Origin of the sequence: Streptomyces sp. NRRL WC-3605, from assembly GCF_001509795.1 — a bacterium.
Lineage (GTDB): Bacteria > Actinomycetota > Actinomycetes > Streptomycetales > Streptomycetaceae > Streptomyces > Streptomyces viridochromogenes.
In genome coordinates, this window is sequence record NZ_LLZN01000113.1 from 156,997 (window position 1) to 174,154 (window position 17,158).

A 17,158-nucleotide genomic window follows, 5' to 3' on the forward strand; every position below is an offset into this window, starting at 1 on the left:
GGGGCGATCCCCCCTACGGCTACGCCCCCGCCCGGGAAGCCTCCCGTACCTCCGGGGCCTCCAGGGACTTCGCCGTGCGGGCGGCTGTTCTGCGGGCCCAGGGGCCGGTGGTGAGGAGGCCGACCAGGAGGACGAGGAGGCCGCAGGCGGCGACGATCCACCAGGCGGGGCGGGCCGCGGTGACGAAGGCGGTGCGGTAGGTGGCCGTGCCGACGCCGGAGGCGAGGACCGCGCCGACCACGGCGACGCCGAGGGCCTGGCCGAGCTGGCGGCTGGTGGAGGCGACGGCGGCGGCGACGCCCGCCTGGGCGCGGGGCATGCCGGAGACCGCCGTGTTGGTGATCGGGGCGTTCACGAAGCCGAAGCCGAGGCCGAACAGGACGTAGCCGAGGACGAGGGTCACGTCGGACGTCTCCGCCTCGAACGCGGCGAACAGCACCCCCGAGACCGTCATCGACACGCCCGCTATCAGGAGGGGAAGGCGGGGTCCCCGGTTGCCGACCACGCGGCCCGCGAGCGGGGCGCACACGAAGCACAGCGCGGCCATCGGGAGCATCCACAGGCCCGCGTGCAGGGCGTCCAGGCCGCGCACGTTCTGCAGGTACAGCGTCGACAGGAACAGGAACCCGCCGAGCGCCGCGAACGCGCTGACCGCTATCACCGTCGCCCCGCTGAACGGCGCCGAGCGGAAGAACCGCAGGTCGATCAAGGGTTCGGCGCGGCGGGGTTCGTGGACCAGGAGGGTCAGCAGGGCCGCCAGGGCCATGGCGCCGAACGTCACCACCTCGGCCATCGGGGCGGTCGGTGCCTCGATGATCGCGTAGGTCAGCGTGCCGAAGAGCACCATGACCAGCACCTGCCCGAGCGGGTCGGGACGGCGCGGCTTCGCGGCCCGGGACTCGGGGACGAAGCGCAGCGTCAGCAGGAGCGCCGCGAGCCCCACCGGCAGGTTGACCCAGAAGATCGACCGCCAGCCCACCGTCTCCACGAGCAGGCCGCCGATCAGCGGTCCCGCCGCCATGGAGATGCCGACCACCGCGCCCCACACCCCGATCGCCCGCGCCCGTTCGCGCGGGTCCGTGAAGGTGTTGGTGATGATCGACATGGCGACCGGGTTGAGCATCGACCCGCCGACGGCCTGGACCATGCGGAAGGCGATCAGCGCGTTCAGGTCCGGGGCGAGGGAACAGAGGGCCGAGCCGATCGTGAAGACGACGAGGCCCGCCATGAAGACCCGCTTGCGGCCGATGCGGTCCGCCGTCGAGCCCGCCAGCATCAGCAGGGAGGCGAGGACGAGGGTGTAGGCGTCGATCGTCCACTGCAGGCCCGACGTGCTCGCGTGCAGATCGCGCTGGAGCGCGGGCAGGGCGACGTTGAGCACGGTGTTGTCGAGGCTCACGATCAGCAGGCTCATGCAGCAGATCGCGAGGACCAGCAGACGTCGGCGGTGGGACAGCTCGGGCATGCGGCTCAGCGTACGCCGACTTCAATAGTGCGTCTAACTAATGACAGGGGCATCCTTCGGCACCCTTCGCCGTACGCGACAATGGGTGGATGCCCACGATCGTCCCGCCCGTGCAGATCGGCCCGCACACCGTCCGGCCGCCCGTCGTCCTCGCCCCCATGGCCGGGATCACCAACGCGCCCTTCCGCACCCTGTGCAGGGAGTTCTCCGGCGGCAAGGGGCTGTTCGTCAGCGAGATGATCACCACCCGGGCCCTGGTCGAGCGCAACGAGAAGACCATGCAGCTCATCCACTTCGACGCGACCGAGCGGCCCCGCTCCATCCAGCTGTACGGCGTCGACCCGGCGACCGTCGGCAAGGCCGTCCGCATGATCGCGGAAGAGGACCTCGCCGACCACATCGACCTGAACTTCGGCTGTCCGGTCCCCAAGGTGACCCGCAAGGGCGGCGGCTCCGCACTCCCGTACAAGCGGAACCTGCTGCGCGCCATCCTGCGCGAGGCCGTCAGCGGCGCCGGCGACCTGCCGGTCACGATGAAGATGCGCAAGGGCATCGACGACGACCACATGACCTACCTCGACGCCGGCCGGATCGCCGTCGAGGAGGGCGTCACCGCCATCGCCCTGCACGGCCGCACCGCCGCCCAGCACTACGGCGGCACCGCCGACTGGGACGCCATCGCCCGGCTGAAGGAGCACGTCCCGGAGATCCCCGTCCTCGGCAACGGCGACATCTGGTCCGCCGAGGACGCCGTGCGCATGGTGCGCGAGACCGGCTGCGACGGAGTCGTGGTGGGGCGCGGCTGCCTGGGCCGGCCGTGGCTCTTCGCCGACCTGGTCGCCGCCTTCGAGGGGCGCACCGACGACATCGCCCGCCCGTCGCTGCGCGAGGTCGCCGACGTCATGGTCCGGCACGCCACCCTGCTCGGCGAGTGGATCGGTGACGAGGCTCGCGGCGTCATCGACTTCCGCAAGCATGTCGCCTGGTACCTCAAGGGCTTCGCCGTCGGCTCCGAGATGCGCAAGCGGCTCGCCATCACGTCCTCCCTCGCGGAGCTGCGCGCGAGGCTGGACGAGCTGGACCTCGACCAGCCCTGGCCCACCGGCGCCGACGGCCCCCGCGGCCGTACCTCCGGCAACAACCGGGTCGTCCTGCCCGACGGCTGGCTGAAGGACCCCTACGACTGCGCGGGCGTCGGCGAGGACGCCGAGCTGGACACCTCTGGCGGCTGACCGGCCCCCTCGGGCCGGCCCTGCGGGCCATCCGCCTCGGTCAGCCCCTCGGGTCGGCCCCCCGGGTCAGCCCTCGGGAAGGGCCCCCCGGGTCAGCCCTTCGACCGGTGCGGGGTCGAGCCGAACGCTGTCAGGAACCGGTCCCGGAAGGCGTCCATCCGCCACACCGGGGCGTCCTTCGCGGGCTTCAGGCCCTCCGACCAGTGCCAGCCGGCGATCCTGTCCAGCACCTTCGGGTCCTTCGCCACCACGGAGATCGGGACGTCACGGCTCGCCCGCTCGCCGCTGACCCGGGCGATCGGCTGATGGTCGCCGAGGAAGACGAGCACGGTGTCCTTCGTCCCGTAGCGCTCCAGCCACTGCGTGAGGCTGGTGACCGAGTACTGGATCGACCGGCCGTACTCCTTCCGGGACTCGCCGGAGTCGGTGAGGATGTCCGACGGCCTGCGCCCCGCCTTCTCGATCGGCCCGAACACCGAGCCGTCGCCGACGTCGTCCCAGTCGACCATCTCCGGGATCGGCGCCCACGGCTGATGGCTGGACGTCAGGATGACGAACGACATCAGCGGCCGGTCGTGCGGGCGGCCGTGCACCTGCCGCTGGAACGCCTCCAGGGCGTACTGGTCCGGCATCGTCGACCAGCTGAACTTCGGCCCCCGGTACCCGAGCTGATGGGCGTCGTACACCCGGTCCAGGCCGTACCACTCCGACTCCGGCCAGCCCTTCTGCACCCCCGGCATCACCCCGACCGTGTCCCAGGCGCCGGTCTTCTGGAAGGCGCGGGTCAGCGTGAGGTGGTCGCCCGCGGTGACGGTGCGGTAGCGCCGCTGATTGTCGATCCACAGCCCCGACATGGTCGTGGAGTGCCCCAGCCAGCTGCCGCCGCCGTACGTCGCCGACGTCAGCCAGCCGCTGCGCGCGTGATAGCCGGCCGCCGCCAGCTCCTCCGTGCTCGCGTCGAGGGTACGGCCCACGCCGGGCGCCATGACCGGGTCCTCCAGCGCGCTGCGGCCGTAGCTCTCGATGAACGTGAAGATCACGTCCTTGCCCCGCAGATCACGCAGCAACTGATCGGGCGGGGTGTTCCCGAACGTGTCCGCCTTGGCGGTCTCGGCGAACGCGGCCTCGTCCCGCAGCGACTCCACCGTCCGCACCGCGTGCGCCTTGAGGACGCCGGCCGCGCGGTCGGAGGCCACCGGCAGCCCCGCCATCCGCAGCCCGAGCGCGGCGCAGACGACCCAGACCACCCCGGCGGCGAGCGCGCCCCGGCCGGCCCGGACCCGGTGCCGGGCCAGCACCTCCGCCAGCCGGACCGTCGCCGCCGCCATCACGGCGATCAGCAGCAGCGCCAGCACGGCGAGACCGACCGCGGCGCCGGTCGCCACGGCACCGCCCAGCGTGTCGGCGACGTACGACTTGGCGTCGGGCAGCAGGCTCCAGTCCAGCGCCGCGTTGAAGCCGCGGCCCAGGTACTCGTTGAACCCCATGTCGAGCAGGTTCAGCAGGGTCACCACGGCGAGCCCCACCCCGTACAGCACCGCCGCCACCAGCCGTGGCCGCCGGGGCAGCACGACCATCACGGCGACGCCGAGGATCGCCTCCGCCGGGATCCGGGTGAACCGGTCCGGCCGCAGCCCGGGGAACGTGTTCGGCAGGAGCAGCGCACCGAGCACGAGGAGCGCGGCGAGCGCCGTGACCGACAGGCTCAGGACCCGGGCGGCCGTGGGATACCGGATGCGCCAGGCGCGGAGGCGGGCGAGACGGGACCCGGAGGGGAGCGGGCCCTCCTCGGCCGCCCCCACGGCCCCGTCCGAGCTCCCGCCGTCCGCCGAGGCCGCCGCTCCGCCGGAGTCGTCGTCGGGGCGGCGTCGGCTGAGGCGTGTGAAGACAGGCACCCGGAGGTCCTTCCCGTACGAAACCCGGTGGGGTGGCGGACCCGGCGTGGGGGCCCGGGTCCGCCGTCAGTCCGTACGGGCGGGTGACCGGGGGCGTTCAGGCGGCTGGGCCGGAACCCGGCAAACAGCGCGCAAACACTCGGCCAACTCCGGCGGCTCCCCGGTGTCAGGCACCCCCGACCGCGGTCAGGAGCGCCAACGGGGCCGCCGCCGACCGGGATTCGCGGACACACGCGTGCGGGTACGGCACCGGGCCCGCCGGATGTGTGTCGCGGCCGTACCCGGCGATGACCTCCGGCAGCCGGTGCCCGCTCGCCGTCGCCGCGTCGACGAGCCCGTGCGCGACCGTGCGCGCCTCGTCGTGCAGCCCGTAGCGGGCCAGGCCAAGGGCGATCAGCGCGTTGTCGTGCGGCCAGACCGAACCCCGGTGGTAGGAGAGCGGATGGTAGGCGGCCTGGCCCGAGGCCAGGGTGCGCACGCCCCAGCCGGAGAAGAAGTCCGGCTCCAGGAGCCGCCGCCCCACCGCCTCCCCGTACTCCTTGTCCAGCAGCCCCGACCACAGCAGATGCCCCGCGTCGGACGCCAGCGCGTCGAGCCGGTTGCCGTCGCCGTCCAGGGCCAGCGCGGGGAAGTCGTGCTCCCGCATCCAGAAGTCCCGCTGGAAACGGTCGCGCAGATCACCGGCCGCCTGTTCCAGCAGCGCGGCGTACGTCTCGTCGGCCCACGCCGTGCGCGCGAGCACCGCCGTGCGGCGCAGGGCGTCGTACGCGTAGCCCTGGGCGCCCGCGGCCATCACCGGGCCGCCGGGCCGGGTGCCGTCGGCGGAGCAGATGGCGCCGGGGGAGTCCTTCCAGTTCTGGTTGGCGAGGCCGCCCCGGTCGGCGCGGTACACCAGGTAGCCGCGCGAGGTCAGCCCGCCGTGGTCCAGCATCCAGCCGACGGCCGCGCGGGCGTGCGGCTCCAGCCGCCGGGCCAGAGCGGCGTCCCCGGTCCGCTCCACGTACGAGCCGAGGACGACCAGGAAGAGAGGCGTGGCGTCGACCGAGCCGTAGTAACGGGCGTACGGGACCTGCCCGAAGTGCGCCAGCTCGCCGTGCCGCACCTCGTGCACGATCTTGCCGGGCTGGGCGACGGACTCGGCGTCGGTCGTCGTCGCCTGCGTCGCGGCCAGGGCGGACAGCACGGCGGCGGCGGGGCGCGGGTGGTACGGCAGCGCGAACAGCGAGGTGAGCAGCGCGTCCCGGCCCAGCAGCGTCAGGAACCATGGGGCACCGGCCGCCGGCACCCGCAGGTCCTCCCCGTCGAGACCGGTCGCCGGGACCTGGAGCGCGGCCAGGTCCGCCAGCCCCCGGGCGCAGGCGGCGGCCAGCTCGGGCCAGCCGGTGGGGAAGGCCACGCCCTCCGCGAACTCGCCCTCCTGCGCCAGCAGTTGTTCGGCGAGCGCGCCGGGGGAGCGGGGCACGCGTAAGGCCCGCGTGTCGCCGTGCGGGCGGGCCATCACGCGCAGGGTCAGCTCGGTCGTGCCGTGCGGCTCCAGGTCCAGGGACCAGACCAGACGGCGGGCCCCGGTCCCGGTCTCCTCGACGGCGTCCGGTTCCGGCTCGGCCGTCACGGTCGTCGTCGACCGCCAGGTGCCGCGCCGGTAGCCGAACTCCACGCCGTGGTCGAGGACGTGACGGGAACGCGTGGCTCCCGACTTCACGTACGTGCGGTGGTCGGAGCGCAGTTCGAACTGGTCGGCGAAGTCGGCGTCGGCGGTGACCGCGAGACGGATCGTGGTCGGGACGGGCCGGTTGCTGGTCACCCGCAGGCACTCCACGAACGACCCGTCCCCCACGGCCTGTTCACGGAAGAGCGTGTACGCGGGCGGCTCGGAGCGCCCGCCGCGCGGAACGAGGACACAGCGCGTGGTGTCCCCCTCGGCGACCGGGGTCAGCACCTCGGGCACCGCCCCGTCGACGGTGAGCTGCCAGCGGCTGAGGTGCCGGGCGTCACGGACGAACAGCCCGTCCGGGGACCCCATGCCTCGCACCCCGCTGATGTCCCCGCCGTCGCCGACGGCCGCGAACGTCCCTCCGTACACGAGCAGATGATGCCGGTCCGTCATCGCCGGTCCCCTCCCTTGACTCCCCTGAATTCCCTGACGTCCTCGAGCTCCCCGACGGCGGCGGACGTGCCGGCACCGCCGGCCCCGTCGGCCTCGTCGTGGAGCAGGTCGAGGGTGAGCGCGGCGGTCCAGCCGAAGCCGGTGGCCCCGCAGGCGGCGCCGGTGTACGGGTCGACGTACTCGGCGAAGTCCGAGGCGGCGGCGAGGTCCAGCAGGGCCGTGCGCAGGGCGCCGGCCCGCTCGTGCTCGCCGTGGACGCGCAGGCCCCGCTCCAGCAGCCAGCTGGTGTTGAACCAGGCCGGGCCGCGCCAGTAGCGGTGCGGGTCGAAGGCCTCGCCGAGCAGGTCGTAGGACGGGGCGAGGCGGGTCGTGGTGCCGAGGCCGAAGTGGGGCCCGTGGGCCGTGCGCACCAGCCGGGCGGCGATGTCCCGGGGCAGCGTCGGCAGCAGCAGCGGGATCAGCCCGGACACACAGCGCTCGGGGATCAGGCCGCCGCCGCGCACGTCGCGGCAGAGGAACATCCCGCGCGCCGGGTCCCAGGTCCGCTCGATCAGCGCCGCCGTGAGCCGCTCGGCGCGCGCCCACCGGGCCGTGCCGGTCGCCCCGAGCTCCCGCGCGATCCGGGCGAGCGCCTGCTCGGAGGCGATCAGCAGGGCGTTGAACGCCGGGTCCTCGACGGCGAACTCCCCGCCGCCGTCGGCGTATCCGCCGTCCCGGTAGCCGGCGGCCAGCCGCACGTACCGTCCGTAGTCCAGGTCCGTCGGACGGTCCTCCGGGGCGCCGTGGTCGAGGTCGGCACGCCGGAACGTACGGGCCGGGGCCGGGGTGATCCGGGAGAGCGGGGCGTCCCAGGCCGGGCTGTTGTCCATGCCCTGCTCCCACGGGTGCACGACCGACGCCAGACCGCCGCCGCCCAGGTCGCGGCGGTGCAGCAGATAGCGGTGCCAGCCGGCGAGCCGGGGATACACCCGGGTGAGGAAGCCGCGCGCGCGGGACAGCCCGGGGTCGGCGCGGTGCACCAGCCAGGCCGCCAGGGCGTGCACCGGTGGTTGCACGATGCCGGAGGTCTGTACCGTGCGCGGGGAGCCCGCCGCGCGCCCCGCGGTGGAGGAGCGCCAGAAGTCGGGGCTCGGGAAGTACGCGTCGAGCGGTACGGAGGGGTTGAACACGATGTGCGGGATCCGCCCGTCGCCCCACTGGGCGTCGAGCAGCGTCTCCAGCTCGGTCTGCGCCCGTAACGGCGAGACGTGCCGCAGGCCGATCGCGATGAACGCCGAGTCCCAGGACCACTGGTGGGGATACAGGCTGCGGGCGGGCACGGTGGAGGCGCCGGTCCAGTTGTCCGCCAGCACGCGGGCCGCCCTGATGTGCGGCGCGTCCGCGTCCGGGGGTGGATCGTATGCGATGTCAGCTGCCGCGCGAAGCGCCGTGAGTTGGGCGGTGCGATCCACTCGGGACTCCCCGAAAGACGTCCGGCCGACCGGGTTCGGTCAGGGCCACCGTAGAGTTACGTCCATTTAACACGCAAAACTCAATATGTGGTGCAAACTTGAGAAGCACAAGGGGGTGTGCATGAGCGCACGGGGTCAGGTCAGCGCCGGCGAGCTGCTCCAGCTGGTGCGGAGCGGACGGGCCGTCACACGCGGTGCGCTCCAGCAGGCGACCGGGCTGTCCCGGGCCACCGTCGGACAGCGCCTCGACCGGCTGTTCCGGGCGGGCTGGCTGCGCGAGGGCGCCGGAGGGCCGGTGGACTCGCCGCTCGGCGGGCGCCCCTCCATCACCCTGGAGTTCGACGACTCCCACGCCGTCGTCCTCGCCGCCGACCTGGAGACCCGGCACGCGCGCGCCGCCGTCCTGTCGCTGACCGGAGAGATCCTCGCCGAGCACAGCGGCACCCTGGCCGTCGAGGACGGGCCGGACGTGGTGCTGGGCGACCTCGGCCGCTGGTTCGGCGAACTGCTGGAGAAGGCCGGGCACCGCGCCGAGGAGGTCTGCGGCATCGGGCTCGCGGTCCCCGGCCCCGTCGACACCGCGTCCGGACGCGTCGTCCAACCGCCGATCATGCCGGGCTGGGACGGCTACGACACGAGAGAGCGGCTGGCCAGGGCCTTCACCGAGGCCACGGGCGCTCCGCCGGTCCCGGTCCTGGTCGACAACGACGCCAACCTCATGGCGTACGGCGAACAGCGCACCGGCTTCCCGGACTGCTCGGCGTTCGTGCTCGTCAAGGTCTCGACCGGAATCGGCGCCGGGGTCGTCGTGGACGGCTCGCTCTTCCGGGGCGTCGACGGCGGCGCCGGCGACATCGGGCACATCCGGGTCGGCGCGGAGGCGCGGTGCCGGTGCGGTTCGTACGGCTGTCTCGCCGCCGTCGCGAGCGGGGGTGCCGTGGCCCGGCGGCTAGCCGAGGACGGGGTGCCGGCCGCCTCCGGCTCGGACGTGCGGGACCTGCTCGCGGCCGGGCACCCGGCGGCGTCCGCGCTGGCCCGGGAGGCCGGGCGGCAGGTCGGGGACGTCCTGGCGACGGTGGTGACGCTGCTGAACCCCGGGGTGCTGATGATCGCCGGAGATCTGGCCGGAACGGCGTTCCTCACGGGGGTGCGGGAGCTGCTGTACCAGCGGGCCCTGCCGCGCTCCACCGCTCATCTGCACGTGATGACCTCGCGGCTGGGGGAGCGGGCGGGGCTGGTGGGCGCCGGGGCGCTGGTCGTGGAGCATCTGTACGCGCCGGAGCGGGTGGAGGAGCGGCTGGTGGCGCTGGGGGTGTGACGGCCGCGTTTCCACTCCGCGACACGTCCGCATGGTGAAATCCGCGGCGGTGTGACAGCGTGATTCTCGCCACCCCTGATAAGGGTGACGCTCAGATGAGCGGATCTTGAGCGGCTGCACTTCTCCAAGGGGTGGCACTGGGTGCCACCCCTTGATCGTTCATCGATCGAACTCAGACGTGCGGCAAGCTCGCTCATCTGAGCAATGAAGTCCGCTTCTGGGCGGTCCTGCGTTCAAGAAGTGAAAACATACGCCCGTCCCGGCTTGCCAAGCTTTGACTTTCGATCCACTGGCGGACGGGTGGTTACAGGCGCATGACGCGTCAGTGGACGTACCCAGGCGCCTTCGATCTGGGTATGTTCCTCGCCGTCAGGGCAGCCACCACGTCCTCGAGGGAGTCGAGCCGTGTCGGAAAACAAAGATCCTCACGTAACGAAGTTCGTTTACGACTTCACCGAGGGAAACAAGGACCTCAAGGACCTCCTGGGTGGCAAGGGCGCCAACCTCGCCGAGATGACCAACCTGGGACTTCCCGTACCTCCCGGCTTCACCATCACCACCGAAGCCTGCAAGGTCTACCTCGACAGCGGCGAGGAGCCGGCGGCACTGCGTGACGAGGTGAGTGCGCACCTCGACGCCCTCGAGCAGAAGATGGGCAAGAAGCTCGGCCAGGCCGACGACCCGCTGCTCGTCTCGGTCCGCTCCGGCGCCAAGTTCTCGATGCCCGGCATGATGGACACCGTCCTCAACATCGGTCTCTCCGACAAGTCGGTGCAGGGCCTCGCCAAGCAGGCCGGCGACGACCGCTTCGCGTGGGACTCCTACCGCCGCCTCATCCAGATGTTCGGCAAGACCGTCCTCGGCGTCGACGGCGACCTCTTCGAGGAGGCGCTGGAGAAGGCCAAGGAGGCCAAGAAGGTCACGGTCGACACCGACCTGGAGGCCGCCGACCTCAAGAAGCTGGTCACCGCCTTCAAGAAGATCGTCAAGAAGGAGGCCGGCCGGGACTTCCCGCAGGACCCGCGCGAGCAGATGGACCTCGCCATCAAGGCGGTCTTCGACTCGTGGAACGGCGACCGCGCGAAGCTCTACCGCCGCCAGGAGCGCATCCCGCACGACCTCGGCACCGCCGTGAACGTCTGCTCGATGGTCTTCGGCAACCTCGGCCCCGACTCCGGCACCGGCGTCGCCTTCACCCGCGACCCCGCCTCCGGCCACCAGGGCGTGTACGGCGACTACCTCCAGAACGCGCAGGGCGAGGACGTCGTCGCGGGCATCCGCAACACCGTGCCGCTCGCCGAGCTGGAGACGATCGACAAGAAGTCGTACGACCAGCTGATGCAGATCATGGAGACGCTGGAGAACCACTACAAGGACCTCTGCGACATCGAGTTCACGATCGAGCGCGGTCAGCTGTGGATGCTCCAGACCCGCGTCGGCAAGCGCACCGCGGGCGCCGCCTTCCGCATCGCCACGCAGCTTGTCGACCAGGGCCTGATCGACGAGACGGAGGCTCTGCAGCGGGTGAACGGCGCCCAGCTCGCGCAGCTGATGTTCCCCAAGTTCGACGAGCAGGCCAAGGTCCAGCAGGTCGGCCGCGGCATCGCGGCGTCGCCGGGCGCGGCGGTCGGCAAGGCGGTCTTCGACTCGTACACGGCCGTCAAGTGGTCGCGTTCGGGCGAGAAGGTCATCCTGGTCCGCCGTGAGACCAACCCCGACGACCTCGACGGCATGATCGCGGCCGAGGGCATCCTCACCTCGCGCGGCGGCAAGACCTCCCACGCGGCCGTCGTGGCGCGCGGCATGGGCAAGACCTGTGTCTGCGGCGCGGAGGAGCTGGAGGTCGACACCAAGCGCCGCCGGATGACGGTGCCGGGCGGCCACGTGGTCGAGGAGGGCGACGTCATCTCCATCGACGGCTCCTCCGGCAAGGTCTACCTGGGCGAGGTCCCGGTCGTCCCGTCCCCGGTCGTGGAGTACTTCGAGGGCCGGATGCACGCCGGTGCCAGCGACGCCGACGAGCTCGTCGAGGCCGTGCACCGGATCATGGCGTTCGCCGACCGCAAGCGCAGCCTGCGGGTGCGCGCCAACGCCGACAACGCCGAGGACGCGCTGCGCGCCCGCCGGTTCGGCGCCCAGGGCATCGGCCTGTGCCGCACCGAGCACATGTTCCTCGGCGACCGTCGCGAGCTGGTCGAGCGCCTGATCCTGGCGGACACGCAGGAGGACCGCGAGGCCGCCCTCGCGGAGCTGCTGCCGCTGCAGAAGAAGGACTTCGTCGAGCTGTTCTCGGCGATGGACGGCCTCCCGGTGACGGTCCGCCTCCTCGACCCGCCGCTCCACGAGTTCCTGCCGGACATCACCGAGCTGTCGGTCCGCGTGGCGCTGGCGGAGTCCCGCCAGGAGCCCCACGAGAACGAACTGCGCCTCCTCCAGGCCGTGCACCGCCTGCACGAGCAGAACCCGATGCTGGGCCTGCGCGGCGTACGCCTCGGCCTGGTCATCCCCGGCCTGTTCACCATGCAGGTCCGGGCCATCGCGGAGGCGGCCGCCGAGCGCAAGAACGCCAAGGGCGACCCGCGCGCCGAGATCATGATCCCGCTCGTCGGCACCGTCCAGGAGCTGGAGATCGTGCGTGAGGAGGCCGACGCGGTGATCGCGGAGGTCGAGGCCGCGACCGGCACGAAGCTGAAGCTGTCGATCGGCACGATGATCGAGCTGCCGCGCGCCGCGCTGACCGCCGGTCAGATCGCGGAGGCGGCGGAGTTCTTCTCCTTCGGCACGAACGACCTCACCCAGACGGTGTGGGGCTTCAGCCGCGACGACGTGGAGGCCTCCTTCTTCACGGCGTACCTGGAGAAGGGCATCTTCGGCGTCAGCCCGTTCGAGACGATCGACAAGGACGGCGTCGGCTCCCTGGTCGCCGCCGCCGCGAAGGCCGGCCGCGCCACGCGCCCCGACCTGAAGCTCGGCGTCTGCGGCGAGCACGGCGGTGACCCGGAGTCGGTCCACTTCTTCCACGAGGTGGGACTGGACTACGTCTCCTGCTCCCCGTTCCGCATCCCGGTGGCCCGCCTGGAGGCCGGCCGCGCGGCGACCCAGTCGGAGGGCAGCGACCACCGCTGACCCACCCCGAACCCGGAGTCGCCGTCCGTCCCCGACCCTCAGTACCGATGGGCGGCGACTCCGGAGCACGAAGAAGGGCGGCACCCTGTGCGGGGGTGCCGCCCTTTGTGCGTCAACTGCGGCGACTGTGGGGCGCGTCGCCGGCTGACTCGAGATCAGCTGGCCAGTCCGATGACCAGCCACATGAACGCCACTCCCGCAATCGTGAACAAGAGGGTCGCCCGGGTCGGATGCGGACTGTGCGCCTCGGGCAGAATGTCCGAAGTCGCCAGGTAGAGAAGGAAACCGGCGAAGAAGCCCAGGAATATGCTCAGGATTTTTTCGGAGATCGTGAAGGCCAACGTCACCGACGCGCCTGCGAGCGGAGCCGCGGCATCAGCCGCGACAAGTGCGAGACCTTTCCGTCGGTCATTGCCGTACAGCTGGGTGATGGTGAAGGTGTTGAACCCGTCCGCGAAGTCGTGGGAGATCACGGCGATGGCGACCACAGTGCCCGTGGTCCCGCCCGCCTGAGTCGCCGCTCCGATCGCGAATCCGTCAAGAAAGCTGTGTCCCACCAACGCGCCCGCGGCGACGATTCCCAGTCCGTGGACCGGTCTGTCCGACGATGCGTGACCGTGGTGATGAGGCGGTGAGAACGGGTGCGAGTGAGGCGCGTACTCCTTCTCATGCGCGCGGTGGATGGCCACACAGCGTTCCGTTATGTGCAGTACGAGGAAACCGGCGATGAAAAGAAGCAACGGGACAGGGACCCCGAACGTCTCCGTCTCGTTCGTATCCAGCGCTTCGGGCAGCAGGTCGAACCCGACTATCCCCAGCATCAGGCCCGCCGTGAGGCCGAGCACGAGATGTCGTCGGTCACCCACATGTTGTGCGACCCAGCCCCCGAGCAGGGTGGTGGCAGTGGCACCGGCTGCTATCAGTATGGGAGCGGCCATCATGATCTCCCATCACAGACGGAGGCCGAGTGTCACGGGTCGTTCGCCGTTCCCGCACAAGGGGCCTTTCCCCCGGCCCCTAGGGGGTGTCTTGCCGATCAGGCCGGGCTCCCGGCGCCTGGCACCGCGCCTCGCCGCGTTGTCGTCGGTCGCCGATGCGCCGCATCGACTCCCTCATGCGCCGCATCGACTCCCTCCTCCGCCTTGCGATGCACGGCACCAGACACCGGGAGCCGACCCGGCCTGATCGACAAGACACCCCCTAGCCGATGGGGCTCGCGCCTTCCTGGAACACATTGATGAGGTTTCCTTCGGAGTCCCGGATCGCGGTGGAGATGCTGCCGTCTCCGAGATCCATCTGCTCCCAGACTGTCGTCACGCCCAACTCGCGGAACGTCTGCGTCACGCTCGCCAGGTCCTCGACACGGAACACAAGGGCCTTGTTGCCGATCGCACGGACGTGGTCGGGAGGATCCGCCGTCAGTTCGGGGACGCGGACGCCGTCGGCAGGCTGGAGCAGCTCGAGCCGGAAACCCGGACCCTCCAGGAACGCGACGTCGGCTCCGATGGCCTCGAAGCGGGACTTCGCCAGGAGGGTGAGGCCGAACACCCGGCGCCACCAGGCGATGGAGGCGTCGAGGTCGCTCACGGAGGTCGTGACGTTGTGCAGGCTGTAGGCGAAGGGGGGTTGATCGGCGGCACTCATACGGATCCCTCAAAGCGCAGCGTCGGCCCACGGCGGCGGGGCCGCGGGCGTCTTCAACCGCGGGCGAATTCGAGGAGGTCCTTGTTGAAGGTCTCGGCGTACTTGGGCACCATGGCGAGACCGTGCGGAGCGCCCTCGTAGACCTTGTACACCACGTCCTTGACGATCTTCGAGGACTTGGCGCCCGCGGAGACGATCGGAACGATCTGGTCGTCGTCACCGTGCACGATCAAGGTGGGCACGTCGACCTTCTTGAGGTCCTCGGTGGTGTCCGTCTCGGAGAACGCCTTGACACAGTCGTAGGCGCCCTTGATCCCGACGGTCATGCTCCAGAGCCAGAACTCGTCGCGCGTGCCCTGGGAGACGGTGGACCCTTCGCGGTTGGCGCCGTAGAACGGGGCACTCAGGTCCTTGTAGAACTGGGACCGGTCCGTCGCCACGCCTTCGCGGATCTCGTCGAACACCTCGATCGGCAGACCCTCGGGGTTCGCTTCCGTCTTGAGCATGAGAGGCGGAATCGCCCCCAGGAGGACCAGCTTCGCGACCCGGCTCGTACCATGACGGCCGATGTATCGGGTGACTTCGCCGCCCCCGGTGGAGTGACCGACCAGGATCACGTTCTGCAGGTCTTCGGCTTCGATGACTGCGGCCAGGTCATCGGCATAGGTGTCGAGGTTGTTCCCGTCCCAGGTCTGCCCGGAACGTCCGCCCCCGCGCCTGTCGTGTGCGATGGCCCGGTAGCCGTTGTCCGCCATGAGCTTCATCTGCGGATCCCAGGCGTCCGCGGTCAGCGGCCAGCCGTGGGAGAAGACCACGGGCTGTCCAGCACCCCAGTCCTTGTAAAAGATTTGCGTGCCGTCACTGGTGGTGGCGAAAGGCATGATCTGCTTTCCTCTCGAAGCTGGCTTGTACCCGCTGCGTCACGCCGTCCAGGGCTGTGACGAGAGTGGTTACATGCTGCGAGTTTCACCCTAGCTCCGAGGTTCCGCTTCAGCGCGTCGAGAACAACAGGTGACTCGCGGAGCCGCTTCCCGTTCGTCAACTGCCCGTGCCAGACGGAACGTTGAGCGCCGAATGGCCTGACCGGCGGGATTTTCATCGGCACAAGCGAGTCGCGAGGCCGGGAGGCTACCGTCTCCTCCGGCAGGCCCCCCACCCGCCGCGACCCGGCCGGGGTGCCCCACGCCCCGACGCGGAGTGGTTCTGCCTGGGACCCGGCGACGCTGTCCGTGGACGGCGTGATCCATGCGGAGAGCTACCGCCCGGTCACGTCACGTTAGGGTCACGGGTCTCCCATATCGCCCCGCCGCCGCCACGGCCCCTGGCTAGGTTCGTCACCTCTTGAACCACCCCTCGGATGCGTTCGCACCACGTGAACCCCGCACACCGCTCGGACCACCTCTGTCACGCGCGCCGTCCGAGTCACCAGGGAAGGACCCGCCGTGAACCCGTTCCGCACCCCCGGCGCCCTCGTCGCCGCGCTGGCACTGGCCGCGCTGCCCGCCACCGCCGTCGCCCACGACGGGAACCACCCCTTCACGAACTGCTCCGAGGCGTACGCGAGCGGGTACTCGGACATCCCCCGCGGCGACCGGCACTACGGGTCCCACCTGGACCGGGACGGCGACGGCCTCGGCTGCGACAGCCCGCCCGCCGGCTTCGTCCCGGCCGATGACAAGAAGCCCGATGACAAGAAGTCCGACGACACAGCGTCCGACGACACACAGTCCGGGGTCGGTGCCGCCGCGGACGACGGTGGCCGGGACGGCACCGACCTCGCCGAGACCGGCGGCTCCGACAGCACCCCGTACATCGCGGCGGGCGGCCTGGTCGCCGTCCTCGCCGGGGGCACGGTGATGCTGGCGGTGCAGCGGCGGCGTACGAACCGCTGACGTGCGGCGGGCCGGTCCGGTCGTTCGTAGGCTGGTATGACCGGTACCGCGCGGAAGGAGCCCCGGATGTCCCGCTGGAGCACCCGTGACATCCCCGCCCTCGACGGACGGACCGCCGTCGTCACCGGCGGCAACGGAGGCATCGGCCTCGCCACGGCACGGGAGCTGGCGGCCCACGGGGCGCGGGTTGTGCTCGCCTGCCGCAGCGAGGCCCGGGGCGCGGCGGCGGGGGACCGGCTGGTGACGGAGGTCCCCGGAGCGCGGGTCGAGGTGCTGCGCCTGGACCTGGCCGACCTCGGATCGGTGCGGGCGTTCGCGGACACGTTCCCGTACGGCCGGCTCGACCTGCTGGTGAACAACGCCGGGGTGATGGCCCTGCCGTACGGGACGACGGCCGACGGGTTCGAGACGCAGTTCGGCGTCAACCACCTGGGGCACTTCGCGCTCACCGGGCTGCTGCTGCCCGTCCTGCTCGCGACGCCGGGCGCCCGCGTGGTGACCGTCTCCAGCTCGGCGCACCTGATGGGCAACGTCGACATCCGCGACCTCAACAGCGAGCGCCGGTACCGGCGGTGGACCGCCTACGCCCGGTCCAAGTCGGCCAACCTGCTCTTCACCCACGAGCTGGCGCGCAGACTGGCGGCGCGCGGCGCGGACGTGGTGGCCGCCGCGGCCCACCCCGGGTACGCGGACACCGGGCTCCAGGCCGCCGGGCCGCGCATGGCGGGCGACCGGACCGGCGAACGGCTCGCGCACCTCGGCAACCGCCTGTTCGCCCAGCCGGCGACGGCGGGCGCGCTGCCGGTCCTGTACGCGGCCACCGCCCCCGGCGTACGCCCCGACTCCTTCACGGGGCCGGCGTTCCTCGACTGGCGCGGGGCCCCCGCCCCCGCGCGGCGTGCCCCCTGGACGACGGACGACCGGGCGAGCGCCCTGCTGTGGGAGCACTCGGCCCGGCTGACCGGGGTCGACCCCGAGGCCCTGCGGCCCTGACGGCCCGCCGCGAGGTTCTGAAGCCCTGACGAAGC

Annotated in this window: 12 protein-coding genes; 5 read left to right on the plus strand and 7 right to left on the minus strand. The window is 71.6% G+C overall.

Features of this window, described 5'->3' with window-relative positions:
- Positions 1-19: 19 nt before the first annotated feature.
- On the minus strand, positions 20-1,465 hold the full coding sequence (locus tag ADL34_RS33240; protein ID WP_062669337.1) for an MFS transporter: 1,446 nt from the start codon (positions 1,463-1,465) through the stop codon (positions 20-22).
- Between the two features lie 89 nt (positions 1,466-1,554).
- Here ADL34_RS33240 and dusB point away from each other — a divergent pair, with 89 nt between their 5' ends.
- Positions 1,555-2,697 (plus strand): tRNA dihydrouridine synthase DusB, encoded by a 1,143-nt coding sequence (gene dusB, locus ADL34_RS33245; RefSeq protein ID WP_062669334.1) that lies wholly within the window; start codon positions 1,555-1,557, stop codon positions 2,695-2,697.
- Between the two features lie 92 nt (positions 2,698-2,789).
- On the opposite strand, the gene ADL34_RS33250 is transcribed toward dusB, so the two are convergent.
- The 3 genes from ADL34_RS33250 to ADL34_RS33260 form a co-directional block, all read right to left on the minus strand.
- Positions 2,790-4,592 carry a CDP-alcohol phosphatidyltransferase gene (locus tag ADL34_RS33250; RefSeq protein ID WP_420714265.1) on the minus strand — a complete coding sequence of 601 codons (1,803 nt, stop codon included), beginning with the start codon at positions 4,590-4,592 and terminating at the stop codon, positions 2,790-2,792.
- A 166-nt stretch (positions 4,593-4,758) separates the two neighbouring features.
- Positions 4,759-6,699, minus strand: coding sequence for a glycogen debranching N-terminal domain-containing protein (locus ADL34_RS33255; protein ID WP_062669331.1), 1,941 nt, complete (start codon positions 6,697-6,699; stop codon positions 4,759-4,761).
- A complete protein-coding gene (locus ADL34_RS33260) occupies positions 6,696-8,150 on the minus strand; it encodes an MGH1-like glycoside hydrolase domain-containing protein (RefSeq protein ID WP_062669329.1) in 1,455 nt (484 codons plus the stop codon). Before ADL34_RS33260 ends, ADL34_RS33255 begins: the two co-directional genes overlap by 4 nt.
- Before the next feature lie 121 nt (positions 8,151-8,271).
- On the opposite strand from ADL34_RS33260, the gene ADL34_RS33265 reads away from it, so the two are divergent.
- Positions 8,272-9,468 (plus strand): ROK family transcriptional regulator, encoded by a 1,197-nt coding sequence (locus tag ADL34_RS33265; protein ID WP_062669327.1) that lies wholly within the window; start codon positions 8,272-8,274, stop codon positions 9,466-9,468.
- A gap of 405 nt (positions 9,469-9,873) precedes the next feature.
- Entirely contained in the window at positions 9,874-12,594 is a 2,721-nt protein-coding gene (gene ppdK, locus ADL34_RS33270) for a pyruvate, phosphate dikinase (RefSeq protein ID WP_062669325.1), read from the plus strand.
- 155 nt (positions 12,595-12,749) lie between these two features.
- Here the strand turns inward: ppdK and ADL34_RS33275 are convergent, their stop codons facing one another.
- The 3 genes from ADL34_RS33275 to ADL34_RS33285 all read right to left on the minus strand — a co-directional run bounded on the left by ADL34_RS33275 (position 12,750) and on the right by ADL34_RS33285 (position 15,119).
- Complete coding sequence (locus tag ADL34_RS33275) at positions 12,750-13,532, minus strand: ZIP family metal transporter (RefSeq protein ID WP_062669472.1); 783 nt, start codon at positions 13,530-13,532, stop codon at positions 12,750-12,752.
- 262 nt (positions 13,533-13,794) lie between these two features.
- Entirely contained in the window at positions 13,795-14,238 is a 444-nt protein-coding gene (locus tag ADL34_RS33280) for a VOC family protein (protein ID WP_062669323.1), read from the minus strand.
- Between the two features lie 53 nt (positions 14,239-14,291).
- Positions 14,292-15,119 (minus strand): alpha/beta fold hydrolase, encoded by an 828-nt coding sequence (locus ADL34_RS33285; RefSeq protein ID WP_062669321.1) that lies wholly within the window; start codon positions 15,117-15,119, stop codon positions 14,292-14,294.
- Between the two features lie 561 nt (positions 15,120-15,680).
- On the opposite strand from ADL34_RS33285, the gene ADL34_RS33290 reads away from it, so the two are divergent.
- Positions 15,681-16,130 carry an excalibur calcium-binding domain-containing protein gene (locus ADL34_RS33290; RefSeq protein WP_062669319.1) on the plus strand — a complete coding sequence of 150 codons (450 nt, stop codon included), beginning with the start codon at positions 15,681-15,683 and terminating at the stop codon, positions 16,128-16,130.
- Positions 16,131-16,196: 66 nt separating this feature from the next.
- Positions 16,197-17,123, plus strand: a complete 927-nt coding sequence (locus ADL34_RS33295; RefSeq protein WP_062669317.1) for an oxidoreductase — start codon at positions 16,197-16,199, stop codon at positions 17,121-17,123.
- Positions 17,124-17,158: the final 35 nt, after the last annotated feature.